The sequence below is a fragment of the Bifidobacterium sp. N4G05 genome, from assembly GCF_002742445.1.
GTDB classification, from domain to species: Bacteria; Actinomycetota; Actinomycetes; order Actinomycetales; family Bifidobacteriaceae; genus Bifidobacterium; species Bifidobacterium hominis.
This window is the reverse complement of the sequence record NZ_NJNQ01000005.1, coordinates 147,017-164,371: the sequence shown is the minus strand read 5'-3', so window position 1 is coordinate 164,371 and position 17,355 is coordinate 147,017. Positions and strand designations below refer to the sequence as shown.

The following is a 17,355-nucleotide window of genomic DNA, read 5'->3' as shown; positions in this document are numbered from 1 at the left end:
CCAAACAAGCTAACTAATCGAGTCAATTGCTGAAAGGAACACTATGTCTGTACTCGATGAGCTGGTTACAGGAGCAGTTGAAGATCAACAAGCACGCGAACAGAAAATCCCTCTTGATGAAGTAAAGCGTCAGGCGTTTGCCGCGCCAGCGCCTATTGATGCGCGGCAATGGCTGAAAATGACCGACGGCATTCCGGTCATCGCGGAAATCAAAAGAGCCTCGCCATCGAAAGGTCACCTGAGCGATATTCCCGATCCAGCCGCTTTGGCCAGAGAATACGAGAAGGGCGGAGCCAGCGCGATTTCCGTGCTTACCGAGGGACGTCGCTTTTTGGGATCGCTAGATGATTTCGATAAAGTTCGTGCAGCTGTGAAAATCCCGGTATTGCGTAAGGATTTCATCGTCACGGAATATCAGATTTGGGAAGCGCGTGCGCACGGTGCCGATCTGGTGCTATTGATCGTCGCCGCGTTGGACGACGGCAAGCTCAAGTCCTTGCTTGAGCTTGCACATAGTCTCAATATGACGGTGCTGGTCGAAACGCATACCCGTGAGGAAATCCAGCGTGCCATTGATGCGGGAGCGCGAGTCATCGGCATCAACGCGCGGAATCTCAAGGACCTCAAGGTCGATGTGAACAAATACAACGAGCTGGCCGCTGATTTGCCGAACGATGTGATCCGTGTAGCGGAATCCGGAGTGTTCGGTTCGGTTGAGCTGGAGGATTATGCCCGCGCCGGAGCCGACGCGGTGCTGGTTGGCGAAGGTGTCGCAACCGCAGCCAACCATGAGCAGGCTGTGGAGCGACTGGTAAAGGCAGGAGCAAGAGTGAAAGCATCCGAACAAACCCCATTGGCAAGCCACGAAGGACCATATTTCGGCCAATTCGGCGGACGTTACGTGCCGGAAGCGCTGATCACGGCGCTTGACGAGCTTGAACGCGTCTATGAGGAAGCCAAGGCCGATCCGGAGTTCCATAAGGAGCTGGCACGACTGAACCAGCAGTATGTTGGACGTCCATCACCGTTGACTGACGCTCCGCGTTTCGCCGAGCGTCTCAAAGAAAAAACCGGTCTCGACGCGCGTGTGTTCCTCAAGCGTGAGGATCTCAACCATACCGGCGCGCACAAGATCAACAATGCGCTTGGGCAGGCTCTGCTGGTCAAGCGCATGGGGAAGACCCGTGTCATCGCTGAAACCGGCGCGGGACAGCATGGCGTGGCCACCGCTACGGTGTGCGCCATGCTCGGCTTGAAATGCCGCATCTACATGGGTCAGATCGATGCGCGTCGTCAGGCGCTTAACGTCGCTCGCATGCGCATGCTCGGTGCCGAGGTGGTGGAAGTCACTTTGGGAGATCGCATTCTCAAGGACGCCATCAATGAGGCTTTGCGAGACTGGGTCACCAACGTCAAAGACACGCACTACCTGCTTGGCACGGTCGCAGGTCCACATCCGTTCCCGGCAATGGTGCGCGACTTCCAGAAGATCATCGGTGAGGAAGCCAAGCAGCAGCTTCAGGATTGGTACGGCATCGACCATCCGGATGCGGTTTGCGCATGCGTCGGCGGCGGTTCCAACGCCATCGGCATCATGAACGCTTTCCTTGATGACGAACGCGTGAACCTGTACGGCTACGAGGCGGGCGGCAATGGCCCCGAATCCGGGCGTCATGCCATTCGTTTCGCTCCGGGAACCGGCGAACTGGGCATGTTCCAAGGTGCCAAGAGCTATCTTCTCGAGAATTCCGAAGGCCAGACCCTCGACACGTATTCCATCTCTGCCGGTTTGGATTACGCATCCGTCGGCCCGGAACACGCATGGCTCAAAGAAATCGGACGCGTCAACTATTCCTGGGCAACCGATGAGGAAGCGATGAGCGCTTTCAAGGATCTGTGCGAAACCGAAGGCATCATTCCGGCGATTGAAAGCTCTCATGCAGTTGCTGGCGCATACAAGGCAGCTGAGGATCTCAAGGCCAAGGGATACGAGCACCCAGTCATGATCATCAACATTTCCGGTCGTGGAGATAAGGACATGAACACCGCTGGCAAATGGTTCGGTTATTTGACCGATGAACAGGCCAAGGCGCTCGAAGCCAACGGCGCCCAAGGCAACAACGCGGACAGCGAGTGAAAGAAGGAGCATCCCATTATGACGCACGCAACAGCAACCACGCTGTCCGGACAGCCGCTCGGCATCAGCCACAAGTCGAGTCCGTCGGAAGCCATGTTCGATGAGTTCGAAGCCGCGAACAAGCCCGCATTCATCGGCTATCTGCCATATGGATTCCCGAACCCGGACTATTCGCTGAAGGCATTCCGCACCATGGTCGAGCATGGCGTCGATGCCGTTGAAATCGGCCTGCCGTATTCCGATCCGGTCATGGATGGTTCCGTCATCCAGGCCGCTTCACAAATCGCCATCGACAATGGAGAGAAAATCGCGGACGTGTTCAGGGCCGTTGAGACCGTGGCCAATGCCGGGGGAGTTCCGTTGGTGATGAGCTACTGGAATCTCATCTACCATTATGGCGTCGAACGTTTCGCGCGTGATTTCGAGAACTCCGGTGGCGCTGGCCTGATTACCCCCGACCTCATTCCGGATGAGGCTGGCGAATGGATCGAAGCTTCAGACCGTCACGGACTTGACCGAATCTTCCTCGTGTCGCCGGATTCCACAGACAGTCGTTTGAAGGTCGTTTCCGACAATGCTCGCGGTTTCGTCTATGCAGCCGCCCGTATGGGCGTCACCGGTGAACGTTCCACCATTGACGCTTCGCCTGAGGAGTTGGTGGCACGCACGCGCAATGCCGGTGCGAAGAACGTCTGCGTCGGCATTGGCGTCTCCACCGCCGAACAGGGTGCGCGAGTCGGCTCCTATGCCGACGGTGTCATCGTCGGATCCGCGTTGGTGCATACCATGCTCGACGAATCCGGAAAGAACGCCGTCGACGAGGCCACCGGGCTCAAGGCATTGGCGGTCAAGGCCGAAGAACTTGCGGACGGCATTCACAACGCACGCTCCGCGAAGTAAACCATTCCAACGATTTCGGTAGTCCACGCAACGCCATATCGGATGCGTGGACTACCATCAGGAAACCATGACACTTGCATACATTCCATCGCCAACGATTTCACAGTTTTCCATCGGCCCTGTAACGATTCACATCTATGCGTTATGCATTCTGTTGGGAATTGTGCTGGCGGTATGGATAACCGCCACACGATGGAAGAAGCTGGGCGGTAATTTCGATCAGGTTCTTGACATCACTTTGGTCAGTGTCCCCGCCGGTATCGTGGGTGCCCGAATCTATCACATCATCACCACGCCCGAACGTTTCTTCGGGCCGAATGGCGATTGGGCAGAGATGTTCCGCATCTGGAATGGCGGACTTGGCATCTGGGGCGGAGTGCTGCTTGGAGCGTTGGCCGCATGGGCTTGGTGCAGACACAAGCATTATCCAATGGCCTTGCTGGCCGACGCCATCGCCCCGGGATTGTTGGTAGCACAGGCTGTTGGGCGTTTGGGCAACTGGTTCAATCAGGAGCTGTATGGCGCGCCGACGACTTTCCCATGGGGCCTGAAGCTCAATATGGAAGGCACTGCTATCGGGCACAGCGAGCAATGCTACGACGGGTCTACATGCCCAAGCGGAACACTGTTCCATCCAACCTTCCTGTATGAGATGATTTGGAATCTCATCGGAGCCGCAATCATCGTGTACATCGGATCCAAGGCCATGAAAAAGCTTAAAGCCGGATCCCTATTTACCGTGTACATCATGTGGTACACGTTGGGACGTACTTGGATCGAATCCCTGCGCATCGATTATGCGCATGAGTTCTTGGGCGTGCGCATCAACGTGTGGGTTTCCATGGCGGTGTTCGTGCTTGGCGTGGTGGCGTTCATCGTCGTGCAGCAGATGGGCAAGGACACTGACCTGTTGGCGGAGAAGCTTCGTACCGTCACTGAAATCGAGCAACGTCTCGAAAACAGTGGGGCGGAAGAATCCGCCGATCATGCAGCGACTCTTTCAGAGCAAACTGCGGATGAAATCGAAACCAACGATACCGAAACCGTCTCGAATACCGACAAACAGTCCGACATCAAGTAACAGCAAGTCGATTACCTTTCATAGAATGAGAGCCATGACTATTCAAATCGCACCAAGCATCCTGTCCGCCGATTTCTGCAACCTTGAGCGTGACCTCAAGGCCATTTCCAATGCGGATCTCGTTCACGTCGACGTGATGGATCATCATTTCGTCCCGAATCTGACTTTGGGCGAGCCGATCGTGGCTCGTATCTGCGAAGTCACCGATCTTCCGGTTGACGTGCATCTGATGATTGAGGATCCGGATCGTTGGGCACCTGAGTACGCCAAGCTGGGCGCCGCATCCGTGAGCTTCCATATGGGTGCCACCCATGCTCCGGTGCGTCTGGCACGCCAGTTGCGCGAAATGGGTTGCAAAGCCTGCTTCGCGGTACGTCCGGCTGAACCTGTCGAGCCGATTTTCGATATTCTCGACGAATTCGACATGATTTTGATCATGACCGTCGAACCCGGCTTCGGTGGCCAGAAGTTCCTCGACAACCAGATGTCCAAGGTGCGTCGCTTGCGTGACGAAATTACCCGCCGTGGTCTTGCCACCAAGATTCAGGTCGATGGCGGTGTCAGTCCGAAGACTGCCCATATCGTAGCTGAAGCGGGTGCTGATGTGTTGGTCGCGGGTTCCGCTGTGTACGGCGCTGAGAATCCTGCGGAAGCCATTGATTCCATTCGCGAGAAGGCCGAAGCCGCATTCAAGGCCTGACCTTCCATCATTTTTTTGAGGATAGACAAGAACAATGAAGACTTTTGAATCCCTTTTTGCCGAATTAAGCGAGAAGGCCGCTTCCAAGCAGGCCGGCTCGCTAACCGTTGACGAACTGGGCAAGGGCACGCATTTCATCGGCAAGAAGATCGTCGAAGAAGCGGGCGAGACCTGGATCGCAGCTGAATACGAAGGCGCCGATCGTACCGCGGAGGAGATGAGCCAGCTCATCTACCACCTGCAGGTCATGATGATCGACCGTGGCATCACACTCGAAGACATCTACAAGAATCTGTGAGCTTTTGGCCATGCTGCAGAAGGCATGGCCTTTTTTGGGAGGAAAAATGCTGAGAATCGCCGTGCCTAACAAGGGCATGTTGTCTGAACCTGCATGGAACATGCTGGCCGAAGCTGGCTATCGTCTGAGGAGCAATCCGCGTCAGCTGGTCGTAGAGGATCCCGACAATGACGTGGAGTTGTTCTATCTGCGTCCACTCGATATCGCCGTCTACGTTGGACGCGGTACCATCGACGTCGGCGTCACCGGCCATGATCTGTTGCTCAACTCCGGAACGGACGCCAAAGAGCACATGGAACTTGGCTTCGGCGCATCGACATTCCGTTTCGCGGCCCCGAATGATTCCCCTATCAGCACGCTTGAAGACATCGAAGGCAAGCGTGTCGCCACCAGTTTCGACAAGCTTGTGCATGATTATCTGGTCGAGCATGGCATCAACGCCGAAACCGTGCATCTTGACGGTGCCGTCGAATCGTCGGTGCAGCTTGGAGTGGCGGATTTAATCGCCGACGTTGTGTCCACGGGCACCACGCTCCGCAATGCCGGCTTGCGTATTTTCGCGGAGCCGTTGCTGCATTCCGAAGCCGTGCTCATTCGTTCTCCGCGTCTCGCTGAGAACGATGACCGCCTGACGATTCTCAGCCGCCGACTGCAGGGTGTGATTACCGCCCAACGCTACGTGCTCATGGATTACGACATTCCAGTCGAGAAGGTTTCCGCCGCTGTGGCCATCACGCCGGGCTTTGAGAGCCCGACCGTTTCCCCGCTGCATGACAAGCAGTGGGCGGCCGTGCGCGTTGTCGTGCCAAAGGCCAAGGTCAACCAACTGATGGACCAGTTGTATGAAGTTGGTGCCCGTGGCATAATTGTCACCGCCTTGCAGGCCTCGAGAATGTAATGTTGCTCGAAGTATGAGCAAACTGATTATCAAAAAGCAATACAGTCCGGAACCGCGGGATATTTATTTCACGGTTCCGAACCTTATTAGCCTGTTGCGAATCATTTCGATTCCTTTCATCTCGGTATTGGTTTCTCGCCATGAGATGGTGCTTGCGTTGGTCGTGCTTGCGCTTTCGGCGGTATCTGACGGTTTGGATGGTCTTATTGCAAGGTCGTTCAATCAAGTGAGCAAGATCGGGCAGATTCTCGACCCCATTGCCGATCGTCTGCTGATTTTCTGTAGCATCCTCGCGTTGGGCGTCGCCGACATCATTCCATGGTGGATGCTGATCATCGTTGGATTGCGCGATTTGATTATGGCGATTCTCGTGTTGGTATTAGCTCAGCATGATTATGGTCCGTTGCCCGTGCATTTTGTGGGCAAAGCAGGCACTGCCATGCTGATGATTGCTATTGTCGCTTTGATTTTTGCGGATATCTGGTCTAATTCCGCTACGGATACATTGCATTTATGCGGTCTTGCCACCGGCATATGGGGCGTAGGATTGTACTGGCTTGCCGGCTATATTTACATACGTCAGGGAATCCAGCTGCTGGAAAACGATAAGGATTAGCGCACATGATGCATGATGCTCCGGAACGTGCGTCGTTTCCGGTGTCTCCGGAGAATACGCCCACGAAGCGGCGCGCCGTTTTTTCGGCGTCTTTCGCTGGGCTGACCTCACATCATGTGCAGCCCGACACTGTTGCATCCACTTCACGAAGAGGGCGGAATCTGGACGATGATTCGCTGCGGCTCATCGACGACCTGACCAACCGTCCGATGGATGTGATGTATACGGATTCGAGACTGGCCACCAAAACACCGTCGATGTTTTCGGTCTGGTTTACCCGTGTGTTGGTGTTTCTCATCTGCATTGCCGTGGGCACGGCAGGCAGCGTATTCGTTCGTCAGTTGAGCACCGACCCCCGTAAGGAGGTGCGTAAGCAACTGTCAAGCCAGTTGGCTGAGCAAACAAAAAACGTCGAAACCCTCACCAAAGACGTCAATGCGCTGCGTGCCCAAGTTGAAGAAGAATCGAAATCCGTGTCGAACTGGTCATTGAACCAGACCATACAGGATGACGAAATGGTCAATGGCATACTTCTCGTGCAAGGCGAAGGCATCACGCTCACCATCGCCAATCCGCTGTCCGTGAGCGGTGACAACGCGGATTCGTCGCTGCCAAGAGAAAACGGCAGTCAGGTTCGCGTCGTCACAGATTCGGATCTGCAGGTGCTCGTCTCGCTACTCTGGCAGTCCGGAGCGGAAGCAATCGCCATCAACGGATACCGTCTCGGCGTGCAGACTTCCATACGAACGGCTGGAACGACGATTCTCATCGGAGTCAATTCCGTGCAAAGTCCGTATCGCATCGAGGCAATCGGCAATTCCAACGTTCTTGCCAATACGGTGAGCAAGAAAACACAACAACGTTTGTACGATGATTTCAAAGAAGCGGGCATCTATCCGCAAGTGAGCAAAAACAAATCGATTACACTGGAAGCGGCGGTGACTGGCGAAGTGACATATGCAAGGAAGGTCAAGTAATGGCAGCGGTCTTGGGACTTATCATTGGCGTGGTCGTTGGCGTGTTCGTCCGACCGGACATTCCCATTGCCCTTCAGCCGTATCTGCCGATTATGGTTCTGGCCGCGCTCGATGCGCTGCTTGGTGCCGCACGAGCCTATTTCCAGCGCAGCTTTTCCGATAAGGTCTTTGTGATCTCCTTCTTTTCGAACGTCATCACCGCAACATTGCTGGTTTTCTTGGGAAACCAGCTTGGCGTTGGTTCCCAGTTGCAGACCGCCGTCATTGTTGTGCTCGGCATTCGAATCTTCACCAATGTGTCGACCATCCGACGTTTCATCTTCAAAGGATGACGTGATATGAGCAGACGTGACGATGACAACAAGGACGTGCTCTCCAAAATTCACGAGCAGATCGTTAAGGACCAGAACAACGACAGCACCCAGACCGGATCATTCCCAGTGGTCAGGCGCAAGCCGAAGCGGATTTCGCTGAACGCGAAGGCCACTCGTGCCCGTCTGTACTCCAGCGTGCTTGTAACCATACTTTGCGCGTTGCTCGGCTTTAGCTATGCCATTCAGTTGAACAACACAACGTCCACATATGAGACGATGAGCGAGGACGAACTAACCAAACTCATCAGTGAAACCAGCGCGCAGGTCCAAAAGCTTGAGCAACGCAAAAGTGAGCTGTCCAGTCAGCTTGACTCGCTGAAGGACACAGCCGACAAGAACGAAAAGGCGGCGGAAATCGCCAAACAGAATGCCGAATCGAATGGAATTCTTTCCGGACGTCTGCCGGTATCTGGAGAAGGCGTGGTCATCCGTATTTCCAAAGGATCAAAGCAGGATATTGATGCGTCGATTCTGTTCACGTTACTTGAAGAATTGCGAAATAGCGGTGCGGAGGTCATTGAAATCAACGATATTCGTGTGATTACCAGTACGTATATCAGCGATTCCGCAGACGGTCTCAACTGCGATGATACGAATATTGAGGCGCCATTCATCATCAAGGCGATAGGGGATAGCAACAATCTGCAGAACGCCGTCAATCTTGCGGGCGGTGTCGGTTCACGTTTGAAGGTGAAGTATGGCTCCACCGTGTCGATTGTGCCTTCCGACAAGGTGGAGATCACGTCGACGCGAAGCGCGCCGCAGTACACGTATGCGCATGTCGTCGAATAACGCCTTAAGTAGCGTTTTCTTTTGGCCGATCCTAAAAATAGTTGCGTTGTAGCGTGCCGTTCACCTTTTCAGCGTGCCGATGTCTGCCCTCAACCCTATCTTGTTCATCGTTGACATACAGTCCAGGCCTGCACATTAGTAACGCGGACCCCGATAGCAAAGGACAACCCATGGCTGAACAGACCATCTCCATCACACTCAACGGCGAAGCGAAGGAGGTGGCAGCAGACCAGACTGGCGTCCAGCTCTTTGCAGAAGACAAGAACATCATCGCGGTACGCATTAACGGCGAACCTCGCGATCTGTATACCGAACTGCATGACGGCGATGTTGTGGAACCAATTGCGCTTGATAGCGAAGACGGTTTGGCCATTATGCGCCACTCCGCGACCCACGTCATGGCACAGGCCGTGCAGGAGATCCGCCCGGACGCCAAGCTTGGTGTCGGCCCGGTCATCAAAGATGGTTTCTACTACGATTTCGATGTTGAGACTCCGTTCACTCCTGACGATCTCAAAGAGATCGAAAAGCGCATGCAGCGCATCATCAAGTCGTCCCAGTCCTTCCGTCGCCGCGTGGTGACCGAAGAGGAGGCTTTGGCGGAAGAAGCTGATCAGCCGTACAAGCTGGAGCTGATCAAAGATAAGGAAGCCCACCTCGATCCGGAGGCCGCCACTGAAATCAGCGGCAAGGAACTGAGCTTCTACGATAATGTCGACCGTGACGGCAATGTGGTTTGGAAGGACCTGTGCCGCGGCCCGCACCTACCGAACACCCGCTATATCAAGGCGTTCAAGATCGAGCGTTCCGCAGCCGCATATTGGCGTGGCAGCGAAGCCAATCCGATGCTGCAGCGCATTTATGGTGCGGCTTTCGCCACCAAAGAAGATCTCAAGACCTATCAGACTCGTCTTGAGGAGGCCGCCAAGCGCGACCACCGCAAGCTTGGTGCGGAAATGGATCTGTTCTCCTTCCCGGATGAGATCGGTCCGGGCCTGGCTGTGTTCCATCCGAAGGGCGCTGCCGTGATCAACGCGATGGAGGATTACTCCCGCGAAATGCATCGCAAGCACCACTACAGCTTCGTGCAGACTCCGCACATCACCAAGGGCGGTCTGTACGAGACTTCCGGCCACCTGCATTGGTATAAGGATAGCATGTATCCCGCAATGCGTCTGGATGAGGAAAAAGACGAGAACGGCAACGTCGTCAAGCAGGGCTTCGACTACTACCTGAAGCCAATGAACTGCCCGATGCACAACCTGATTTTCAAGTCCCGCCAGCGTTCCTACCGCGAGCTGCCATTGCGCCTGTTCGAATTCGGCACGGTGTATCGCTATGAGAAGTCCGGCGAGGTTCATGGTCTGACCCGCGTGCGTGGCTTGACTCAGGATGATTCCCACATCTACTGCACCCGCGAGCAGATGAAGGACGAGTTGAAGAGCCTGCTGACCTTCGTGCTTGGCCTATTGAAGGACTTCGGTCTGGATGACTTCTATCTGGAGCTGTCCACCAAGGATCCGCACAAGTACGTCGGTTCTGACGAGATCTGGGAGGAAGCCACCAATACGCTGGCCGAAGTCGCCAAGGAATCCGGCCTTGAGCTGGTTGACGATCCGTGCGGCGCAGCCTTCTACGGTCCGAAGATTTCCGTGCAGGCCCGTGATGCCATCGGCCGTACCTGGCAGGTGTCCACCATCCAGCTTGATTTCAACCTTCCGGAACGTTTCGGCTTGGAATATATCGCTGCGGACGGCACCCACCAGCGTCCGGTGATGATCCACCGTGCGCTGTTCGGCTCCATCGAACGCTTCTTCGCCGTGCTTCTTGAGCATTACGCCGGCGCTTTCCCGGCATGGCTCGCTCCGGTTCAGGTGCTTGGCGTGCCGGTTGCCGATGAATTCGCTCCGCACCTGCAGAAGTTCATCGCCAGCCTCGAAGAAGAAACGGTTCGTTGCGAAATCGACATGTCCGACGATCGTTTCGGCAAGAAGATCCGCAACGCGTCCAAGTCCAAGGTTCCGTTCATCCTCATCGTTGGCGAGGAAGACATGAACAACAATGCGGTGAGCTTCCGCTTCCGTGATGGCAGCCAGCTGAACGGCGTGCCGGTCGATGAAGCCAAGACGCAGATCATGACCGTGCTCAAGAAGCGCGTGCAGGTCAACAACGTCGACGACTTCAAGGCCGCCATCGCAGACTGAGCCGATTCGCTTGCATTCAGTCTTATAAGGTCATGGATCATATAAGGGCGCACGAGCATCATATTGACGCTTGCGCGCCCTTTTTGTTTTTCGAGAAACAGGAATCCGCATGTTAGAACATCTTCGTGCACCATTCAAAAAACTCATAGAACCGCTTGCCAAAGCGTTGATATCCATTGGTTTGACCGCAAATGCGGTGACGGTCATAGGCACCATCGGAACCATTGTGGTTGCCTTCGTCGCCGGCATCACAGGATGGCTTTTCGCGGGAGCCGTAGTACTTACATTGCTGGTGCTGGCCGATTCCCTGGACGGTTCGATCGCGAAGCTGACCACGGGAGGCACCCAGTTCGGCGCTTTTTTGGATTCCACGTTGGATCGTATCGCCGATTGGGCGTTGCTTGCCGGAGTGATAGTCTTCTTCATCTTGCACGCCGATTGGTGGTATGACATCAGCCAGTCAAGCCCGGATTACATCAGTTGGGTTGGTGTTGGCGCGGCCATGGTGTCGATGATGACGTCGTTTGTGACGTCGTATGCGCGTGCCCGTGCGGAATCTGTTGGTTTCGAGGTGAAGAACGGCATCGCAACACGCGCCGACAGACTGGTCATCATTTTGGTGGGCATGGCGATCACTGGGCTGACGCATCACGGCTTATGGTTGGCCATTGGTATGGTACTGCTTGCGGTTTTGGGTGTGGCCACAGTGTTCCAGCGTATTCTCGAAGCGCGTCGACAGATGACTGCCGGCCATAGGACATATCAGCCATAACTGCCTGCAAACGGCGAATGTTGACGCGCCTGACAACCGTATGTCAGGCGCTTTGTCTTAGAACCGCTTTAGAATCGTTTCGTTTGAAACATCCGCAACCTGCCTAGGAGCATTATGTCAGGTCATTCCAAGTGGGCGACCACCAAGCACAAGAAGGCCGCCATCGACGCGAAGCGTGGCAAGCTGTTCGCCAAGCTGATCAAGAACATCGAGATTGCAGCACGTATGGGTGGTGGCGATCCTGACGGCAACCCGTCCCTGTACGACGCCATCTACAAGGCCAAGAAGGCTTCCATGCCTGCCGATAACATCAAGCGCGCTGTCAAGCGTGGTTCTGGTGAAGAGGCCGGCGGTGCCAACTACGAAGATATCGTCTATGAGGGCTATGCTCCCGCAGGCGTTGGTCTGATCATCGAGTGCCTTACCGACAACCGCAATCGTGCGGCCGCTGAAGTGCGTTCCACCCTGACCAAGGGCAATGGTTCCTTGGCTACCTCCGGTTCTGTGAGCTTCAACTTCGAGCGCAAGGGCCAGATCATCGTTCCTGCCGAAGGCGTTGATTTCGACGATCTGTTCGAAAAGGCCGCTGAAGCTGGTGCCGAGGATGTGACTGAAGATGGCGATGTGTTCACCGTTGTCACCGATCCTTCCGAAATGATCGATGTTCGTAAGGCTCTGCAGGATGCTGGTTTCGATTACGATTCCGCTGATCTGGTCATGATGCCGAAGAACGAGGTTGAATTGACTCTTGAGGATGCTCAGAAGGTGTCCAAGCTCATCGACAACCTCGACGATTTGGACGATGTGCAGAACATCTACTCCAACTGGACCGCTTCCGATGAGGTCATGGCTCAGCTTGACGAGGAGTAATCGAGCGTGATTATTCTTGGCGTCGACCCCGGGCTGACTCGCTGCGGGGTCGGCGTGATCGAAGCCGGCGCATACCGCCGGCTTTCTTTTATTCATGTGGATGTGGTGCGGTCCGATCCGAAAATGTCACAGGATTTGCGTCTGTTGGCCATATACAATGGTTTGGTTGAAAAAATAGAACGGTTTGCGCCAGATACCGTGTCCATTGAACGTGTGTTCGCACAAGAGAACCGCAATACCGTGTTGGGGACCGCGCAGGCGGCCGGGCTGGCCATGTTGGCTGCAGCCCAGCGTGGCATTCCCGTTGCCCTGCATACGCCGACTGAATCGAAAATGGCGATCACTGGCAACGGCAAGGCCGAAAAGATTCAGATGGAACGTATGGTCGCCCGTATTCTAGGGCTGAACACCCTGCCCAAACCTGCTGACGCGGCCGACGCGTTGGCCATTGCGATTTGTCATGCCCTTCGTCCTGCGGGTGCGCTGCAAGGGGGCGAACGTGAGCAGCATCTCACTGATGCGCAACGTCAATGGGCGCTTGCCTCGCAGAATGCGGCACGGCAGCGTGGCGTCCGCAGAGGAATGTAGACTATCGAACAAATGTTCTGCAGTTGTTTATGGGAGGTGACGGCATGATAGGCATGCTGCATGGCCAAGTCGATTCCATTGACGTGGCTTCGGCGATCATTGAGGTCGGGGGAGTTGGCTATGAGACCAGGATGCCTTCGGCGGATCTGGCTTCCATGCACGCCGGTCAAACGGTGAAGGTGTACACGTCGTTGAACGTTTCGCAGGATGCGATCACGCTGTATGGTTTTTCCTCGCTCGCATCGAAACGTATGTTCCTGCAATTACAGAAGGTCAGTGGCATTGGCCCGAAGGTTGCCCTTTCCTTGCTTTCGACGTTGCCTCCGGAACATTTGGCGAGAGCCGTGGCGGACGGCGATGCCACTGCGCTGGCGAAAGCGCCGGGATTAGGTAAAAAAGGTGCGCAAAAAATCATCCTTGAGCTTAAAGGGTCCATTGACCTTAGCCAAATTGAAGGCGCTTCTCCTGAAACACGTTCCACGGAAGATACTGGTTCGGAACAGGTGGTGGAAGGCCTGATGTCTCTTGGATGGCGTCAACAGGATGCCGTTCATGCCGTGCAAGACGTCTGCGAGAGCAACCATATCGATATTCCACTGGGAGACGATGACGTGCCTCGTGTGCTCAAACTCGCGTTGGCGTCCCTTGATCGAGGTAGGTGAATCGCACCATCATGACGAACGACTCTGCATTCGACCAGCCGAATACTGGTGCCAACGAGGAATCACTCCGCATGGTTTCCTCATCGCCCGTCGGCAACGAGACGGTGAGCGATGAGGAACTGCGACCCCATGTTCTTGACGGTTTCATCGGACAGCCAAGGCTTAAGGCGCAGCTGCAGCTATTTTTGGATGCTGCCCGCAAGCGCGACGTTCCTCCAGATCATATTCTTTTGGCGGGGCCTCCGGGCTTGGGCAAGACCACGTTGGCTATGATTGTTGCCAACGAGCTTGGAGTGCCGATCAGAGTCACTTCCGGTCCGGCCATTCAACATGCCGGCGATCTGGCTTCCATTCTGAGTTCTTTGGATGCCGGGGAAGTGCTCTTCATCGACGAGATCCATCGCCTTCCACGTGCGGCCGAGGAATTGTTGTATATAGCCATGGAGGATTTTCGTGTTGACGTAATGGTCGGCAAAGGACCGGGCGCTTCCTCCATTCCTCTTACTCTGCCGCGGTTTACGGTGATCGGTGCCACCACTCGTGAAGGCATGCTGCCATCGCCGTTGAGGGCTCGTTTCGGTTTCACCGCGCATCTCGACTTTTATCCGCATGAGGAGCTTGAAAAGCTTATCGAACGATCTTCGGCTATGCTCGGCATCCATCTCGAGGACGGCGCCGCGCATCAGCTTGCCATGCGTTCGAGGGGTACACCGCGTATCGCCAACCGACTGCTTCGCCGCGTAAGGGATTGGGCAATCGTGCATGATCTGGAAACCGTGCATCCAGATGATGTCAAGGAGGCTTTGGCGTTGTACCAGATCGACACTGAAGGTCTGGACCGCTTGGATATCGCGGTGCTAAAAGCCATTGTCACCAATTTCAACGGAGGGCCGGTCGGACTGAACAATCTGTCGGCCATGGTCGGCGAGGAATCGGAAACCGTGGAAACGGTTTGCGAGCCGTATTTGGTTCGTGAGGGGTTCCTTGTGCGCACGCCGAAGGGACGTGTGGCGACACGTAAGGCATGGGAACATCTCGGTTTGGTGCCTGACGAATCTCAGGTTGATGTCAGCAATCTAGCCTAGACTCGTTGTCTTGGACATAGGGTCCCGTTTGAGCGTCCACCTCAAGGAGTTGTGCTTTGGATTACATTTTTCTCATCGTCATCGTTGTCGCCATGTTTGGCATGATGTTCTGGCAGTCCAAGAAGGCTAAGCAGCAGCAGGCCGAGCGACAGGATTTTCGTGCCAATCTTCAGCCCGGCACCGAGGTCATCACCATCGGCGGCGTGATCGGCAAGGTTGTTTCCGTTGATACCGAATACGAGGAGATCGTCATCGATTCCGAAGGTTCCCAGATTCGTTTCGGCTTCAACGCCATCAGCCGTGAATACGTGCGTCCCGCATATGTGCATGATGACGAGGTCGATGAGAACGGCAACCCGCTTCCCGTCGATTCTGCAGATGAAGATCAGGTTGCTCAGGAGCCGATTGAGGGTGAGATCGAAGCGGTACAGACTGAGACCGAACAGAAGAACAGCTGACAACATATAAAAAGATATCGGCGAGAATCTCGTTTTTGGGATTTTCGCCGTTCTTTTTCGCGTCGAAATCCTATAATGCAAAGTGCCGCATATTGAAGGAGAAGGAAACTACCGCCATGGCATCAACGGATATCACCGTTTCCGGTTTAAGCAGGGTCGGAGCTGAAAACGCCGAGTACCTCATTTCTAAAATTCGCACGATTCCCGGTTTCCCAAAAGAAGGCATTCTTTTCCGTGATTTCATGCCGGTATTGGCTGATGCTCGTGCCTTTGGCGTTCTTCTGGACGCTCTTGAGGCCGCGCTGCCAGTGGATCCCAATGACTTCGACGCCGTTGCGGGTCTTGAAGCGCGAGGTTTCTTATTTGGTCCTGCATTGGCCGCGCGTCTTGGCAAAGGATTTATCGCCGTGCGCAAGGCGGGTAAGCTTCCGCCTGAGACTGTGTCGCAGCATTATGATCTTGAATATGGCCAGGCTGCTGTGGAAATCGAAACCAGCGCCGTGCATGAGGGTGAACGTGTGCTCATCGTTGATGATTTGATCGCCACCGGTGGAACTGCTAATGCAGCCAGTGCGCTGATCGAAAAGTGCGGTGGCAAGGTGGCTGGTTTCAGTTTCGTTATGGAACTTACCGGCATTGACGGCATGAAGTCCTTGCAGGAGTATCCAGCCAGTTCGTTGATCACCATGCCTGCGTGATTTAAGTATATTCTTTGTAAACAACCAATAGCATCAAGGGAAAAGAATCCATGGATCTCTATGAGTACCAGGCTAGGGAACTGCTTGAAGAGCAAGGTATTCCAACGCCTAAGGCAGTGTTCGCGCAGAACTCTCATGAAGTGGCTGAGGCTGCCGAGCAGATTGGTTACCCCAATGTGATCAAGGCTCAGGTGAAGATTGGTCATCGCGGCCAGGCTGGCGGTGTCAAGCTGGCGAAGAATCGCGATGAGGCTATTCTTGCATCCGAAGGCATCCTGCCGATGACCATTCACAAGCACAAGGTTAGCGGTGTGTTGGTGGCCGAGGCAAAGAACATTCTTCACGAGTACTATGTCTCCATTTCTGTGGATCGTTCCTCCCGTGATTTCGATGTGCTTGCTACAGCGAATGGCGGCACCGAGGTTGAGGAGATCGCCAAGGAACATCCGGAATCCGTCAAGCGTCTGCATATTGACGCGCTTGAGGATTTCGACCTCGAAGCGGCTACCAAGATGGCTGAAAGCATTGGCTTCTATCATGCCGATGTTAATCAGGCCGCACAGATCCTGCTGAAGATGTGGCAGTGCTTTAAAGACAATGACGCTACGCTTGTTGAGATTAACCCGCTTGCCAAGATCGGTGATCCGGATGATGAATCGTCCAAGACACTGTGTGCGTTGGACGCCAAGATCTCTTTAGACGACAATGCGGCGTTCCGCCACGATGGTTGGAGTCGGTTCGCAGACCCGGTGCATGTCGATCCGTTCGAGCAGAAGGCACGTGAGCATGGCTTGCATTATGTGCATCTCCAAGGTTCCGTTGGCGTAATCGGCAACGGTGCCGGTTTGGTGATGAGCTCGCTCGACGCCGTTTCCGGTGCCGGTGAGGATCAGGGAACCGATGTCAAGCCCGCAAACTTCCTTGATATCGGTGGCGGCGCGTCTGCCGAAGTGATGTGCAGCAGTCTGGAGATCGTGCTTTCTGATCCGCAGGTAGAATCGGTGCTGGTCAACGTGTATGGTGGCATCACATCCTGCGAACAGGTGGCGAAAGGCATTCTGGAAGCTCTTGACAAGCTTGGCAGCTCCAAGCCTCTGGTGGTCCGTTTCGACGGCAATGCCGCTGCTGAGGGTCTGCGCATTCTTGCCCAAGCTAATCGAGTCAATCTGCATGTCGCACAGACTATGGAAGAGGCCGCACAGCAGGCTGCACGCCTTGCGGCCAACGGCAAGGAGGTTCGCTGAA

The 17,355-nt window shown here is 54.9% G+C and carries 19 protein-coding genes; all 19 read left to right on the top strand.

Annotation, left to right across the window (positions count from 1 at the left end; all coding sequences use genetic code 11):
• Positions 1-43: 43 nt before the first annotated feature.
• Complete coding sequence (locus tag CE153_RS06770) at positions 44-2,137, top strand: bifunctional indole-3-glycerol phosphate synthase/tryptophan synthase subunit beta (protein WP_099595637.1); 2,094 nt, start codon at positions 44-46, stop codon at positions 2,135-2,137.
• Between the two features lie 18 nt (positions 2,138-2,155).
• Positions 2,156-3,037: a tryptophan synthase subunit alpha gene (trpA, locus tag CE153_RS06765; RefSeq protein ID WP_099595636.1), complete on the top strand. Its 882-nt coding sequence runs from the start codon at positions 2,156-2,158 to the stop codon at positions 3,035-3,037.
• A 67-nt stretch (positions 3,038-3,104) separates the two neighbouring features.
• The gene (lgt, locus tag CE153_RS06760; protein ID WP_099595635.1) at positions 3,105-4,118 is read left to right on the top strand and encodes a prolipoprotein diacylglyceryl transferase; all 1,014 of its coding nucleotides are present in this window, start codon (positions 3,105-3,107) and stop codon (positions 4,116-4,118) included.
• 34 nt (positions 4,119-4,152) lie between these two features.
• The gene (gene rpe, locus CE153_RS06755) at positions 4,153-4,818 is read left to right on the top strand and encodes a ribulose-phosphate 3-epimerase (protein ID WP_033501068.1); all 666 of its coding nucleotides are present in this window, start codon (positions 4,153-4,155) and stop codon (positions 4,816-4,818) included.
• A gap of 34 nt (positions 4,819-4,852) precedes the next feature.
• Entirely contained in the window at positions 4,853-5,116 is a 264-nt protein-coding gene (locus CE153_RS06750) for a phosphoribosyl-ATP diphosphatase (RefSeq protein ID WP_003834733.1), read from the top strand.
• A gap of 46 nt (positions 5,117-5,162) precedes the next feature.
• Positions 5,163-6,014, top strand: coding sequence for an ATP phosphoribosyltransferase (hisG, locus tag CE153_RS06745; protein WP_065439230.1), 852 nt, complete (start codon positions 5,163-5,165; stop codon positions 6,012-6,014).
• Between the two features lie 13 nt (positions 6,015-6,027).
• Entirely contained in the window at positions 6,028-6,630 is a 603-nt protein-coding gene (locus tag CE153_RS06740) for a CDP-alcohol phosphatidyltransferase family protein (protein WP_099571878.1), read from the top strand.
• A 5-nt stretch (positions 6,631-6,635) separates the two neighbouring features.
• The gene (locus CE153_RS06735) at positions 6,636-7,607 is read left to right on the top strand and encodes a DUF881 domain-containing protein (protein ID WP_099595634.1); all 972 of its coding nucleotides are present in this window, start codon (positions 6,636-6,638) and stop codon (positions 7,605-7,607) included.
• Positions 7,607-7,939, top strand: a complete 333-nt coding sequence (locus CE153_RS06730; protein ID WP_099595633.1) for a small basic family protein — start codon at positions 7,607-7,609, stop codon at positions 7,937-7,939. The genes CE153_RS06735 and CE153_RS06730 overlap by 1 nt, the downstream gene beginning before the upstream one ends.
• 6 nt (positions 7,940-7,945) lie before the next feature.
• Positions 7,946-8,773: a DUF881 domain-containing protein gene (locus CE153_RS06725; RefSeq protein ID WP_099571875.1), complete on the top strand. Its 828-nt coding sequence runs from the start codon at positions 7,946-7,948 to the stop codon at positions 8,771-8,773.
• Between the two features lie 170 nt (positions 8,774-8,943).
• Positions 8,944-10,977 carry a threonine--tRNA ligase gene (thrS, locus tag CE153_RS06720; RefSeq protein WP_099595632.1) on the top strand — a complete coding sequence of 678 codons (2,034 nt, stop codon included), beginning with the start codon at positions 8,944-8,946 and terminating at the stop codon, positions 10,975-10,977.
• Positions 10,978-11,086: 109 nt separating this feature from the next.
• A complete protein-coding gene (gene pgsA / locus CE153_RS06715; RefSeq protein ID WP_099595631.1) occupies positions 11,087-11,749 on the top strand; it encodes a phosphatidylinositol phosphate synthase in 663 nt (220 codons plus the stop codon).
• 114 nt (positions 11,750-11,863) lie between these two features.
• A complete protein-coding gene (locus CE153_RS06710) occupies positions 11,864-12,619 on the top strand; it encodes a YebC/PmpR family DNA-binding transcriptional regulator (protein WP_033501075.1) in 756 nt (251 codons plus the stop codon).
• A gap of 6 nt (positions 12,620-12,625) precedes the next feature.
• Complete coding sequence (gene ruvC / locus CE153_RS06705; protein WP_033501076.1) at positions 12,626-13,207, top strand: crossover junction endodeoxyribonuclease RuvC; 582 nt, start codon at positions 12,626-12,628, stop codon at positions 13,205-13,207.
• 44 nt (positions 13,208-13,251) lie between these two features.
• A complete protein-coding gene (gene ruvA / locus CE153_RS06700) occupies positions 13,252-13,869 on the top strand; it encodes a Holliday junction branch migration protein RuvA (RefSeq protein ID WP_099595663.1) in 618 nt (205 codons plus the stop codon).
• 11 nt (positions 13,870-13,880) lie between these two features.
• On the top strand, positions 13,881-14,954 hold the full coding sequence (gene ruvB / locus CE153_RS06695) for a Holliday junction branch migration DNA helicase RuvB (protein WP_099571916.1): 1,074 nt from the start codon (positions 13,881-13,883) through the stop codon (positions 14,952-14,954).
• A 92-nt stretch (positions 14,955-15,046) separates the two neighbouring features.
• The gene (locus CE153_RS06690; protein ID WP_236824369.1) at positions 15,047-15,412 is read left to right on the top strand and encodes a preprotein translocase subunit YajC; all 366 of its coding nucleotides are present in this window, start codon (positions 15,047-15,049) and stop codon (positions 15,410-15,412) included.
• Between the two features lie 116 nt (positions 15,413-15,528).
• On the top strand, positions 15,529-16,110 hold the full coding sequence (locus CE153_RS06685; RefSeq protein ID WP_099595630.1) for an adenine phosphoribosyltransferase: 582 nt from the start codon (positions 15,529-15,531) through the stop codon (positions 16,108-16,110).
• A gap of 50 nt (positions 16,111-16,160) precedes the next feature.
• Positions 16,161-17,354 carry an ADP-forming succinate--CoA ligase subunit beta gene (gene sucC, locus CE153_RS06680; RefSeq protein ID WP_099595629.1) on the top strand — a complete coding sequence of 398 codons (1,194 nt, stop codon included), beginning with the start codon at positions 16,161-16,163 and terminating at the stop codon, positions 17,352-17,354.
• Position 17,355 lies beyond the last annotated feature (1 nt).

What these genes read in the sequence shown, in the direction of transcription:
- trpA (WP_099595636.1), top strand. Translation starts at nt 2,156, where the DNA reads ATGACGCACGCAACAGCAACCACGCTGTCCGGACAGCCGCTCGGCATC.
- CE153_RS06735 (WP_099595634.1), top strand. Translation starts at nt 6,636, where the DNA reads ATGATGCATGATGCTCCGGAACGTGCGTCGTTTCCGGTGTCTCCGGAG.
- CE153_RS06690 (WP_236824369.1), top strand. Translation starts at nt 15,047, where the DNA reads ATGTTTGGCATGATGTTCTGGCAGTCCAAGAAGGCTAAGCAGCAGCAG.
- sucC (WP_099595629.1), top strand. Translation starts at nt 16,161, where the DNA reads ATGGATCTCTATGAGTACCAGGCTAGGGAACTGCTTGAAGAGCAAGGT.
- CE153_RS06685 (WP_099595630.1), top strand. Translation starts at nt 15,529, where the DNA reads ATGGCATCAACGGATATCACCGTTTCCGGTTTAAGCAGGGTCGGAGCT.
- lgt (WP_099595635.1), top strand. Translation starts at nt 3,105, where the DNA reads ATGACACTTGCATACATTCCATCGCCAACGATTTCACAGTTTTCCATC.
- pgsA (WP_099595631.1), top strand. Translation starts at nt 11,087, where the DNA reads ATGTTAGAACATCTTCGTGCACCATTCAAAAAACTCATAGAACCGCTT.
- CE153_RS06725 (WP_099571875.1), top strand. Translation starts at nt 7,946, where the DNA reads ATGAGCAGACGTGACGATGACAACAAGGACGTGCTCTCCAAAATTCAC.
- ruvB (WP_099571916.1), top strand. Translation starts at nt 13,881, where the DNA reads ATGACGAACGACTCTGCATTCGACCAGCCGAATACTGGTGCCAACGAG.
- rpe (WP_033501068.1), top strand. Translation starts at nt 4,153, where the DNA reads ATGACTATTCAAATCGCACCAAGCATCCTGTCCGCCGATTTCTGCAAC.
- CE153_RS06770 (WP_099595637.1), top strand. Translation starts at nt 44, where the DNA reads ATGTCTGTACTCGATGAGCTGGTTACAGGAGCAGTTGAAGATCAACAA.
- CE153_RS06730 (WP_099595633.1), top strand. Translation starts at nt 7,607, where the DNA reads ATGGCAGCGGTCTTGGGACTTATCATTGGCGTGGTCGTTGGCGTGTTC.
- hisG (WP_065439230.1), top strand. Translation starts at nt 5,163, where the DNA reads ATGCTGAGAATCGCCGTGCCTAACAAGGGCATGTTGTCTGAACCTGCA.
- CE153_RS06750 (WP_003834733.1), top strand. Translation starts at nt 4,853, where the DNA reads ATGAAGACTTTTGAATCCCTTTTTGCCGAATTAAGCGAGAAGGCCGCT.
- ruvA (WP_099595663.1), top strand. Translation starts at nt 13,252, where the DNA reads ATGATAGGCATGCTGCATGGCCAAGTCGATTCCATTGACGTGGCTTCG.
- thrS (WP_099595632.1), top strand. Translation starts at nt 8,944, where the DNA reads ATGGCTGAACAGACCATCTCCATCACACTCAACGGCGAAGCGAAGGAG.
- CE153_RS06740 (WP_099571878.1), top strand. Translation starts at nt 6,028, where the DNA reads ATGAGCAAACTGATTATCAAAAAGCAATACAGTCCGGAACCGCGGGAT.
- CE153_RS06710 (WP_033501075.1), top strand. Translation starts at nt 11,864, where the DNA reads ATGTCAGGTCATTCCAAGTGGGCGACCACCAAGCACAAGAAGGCCGCC.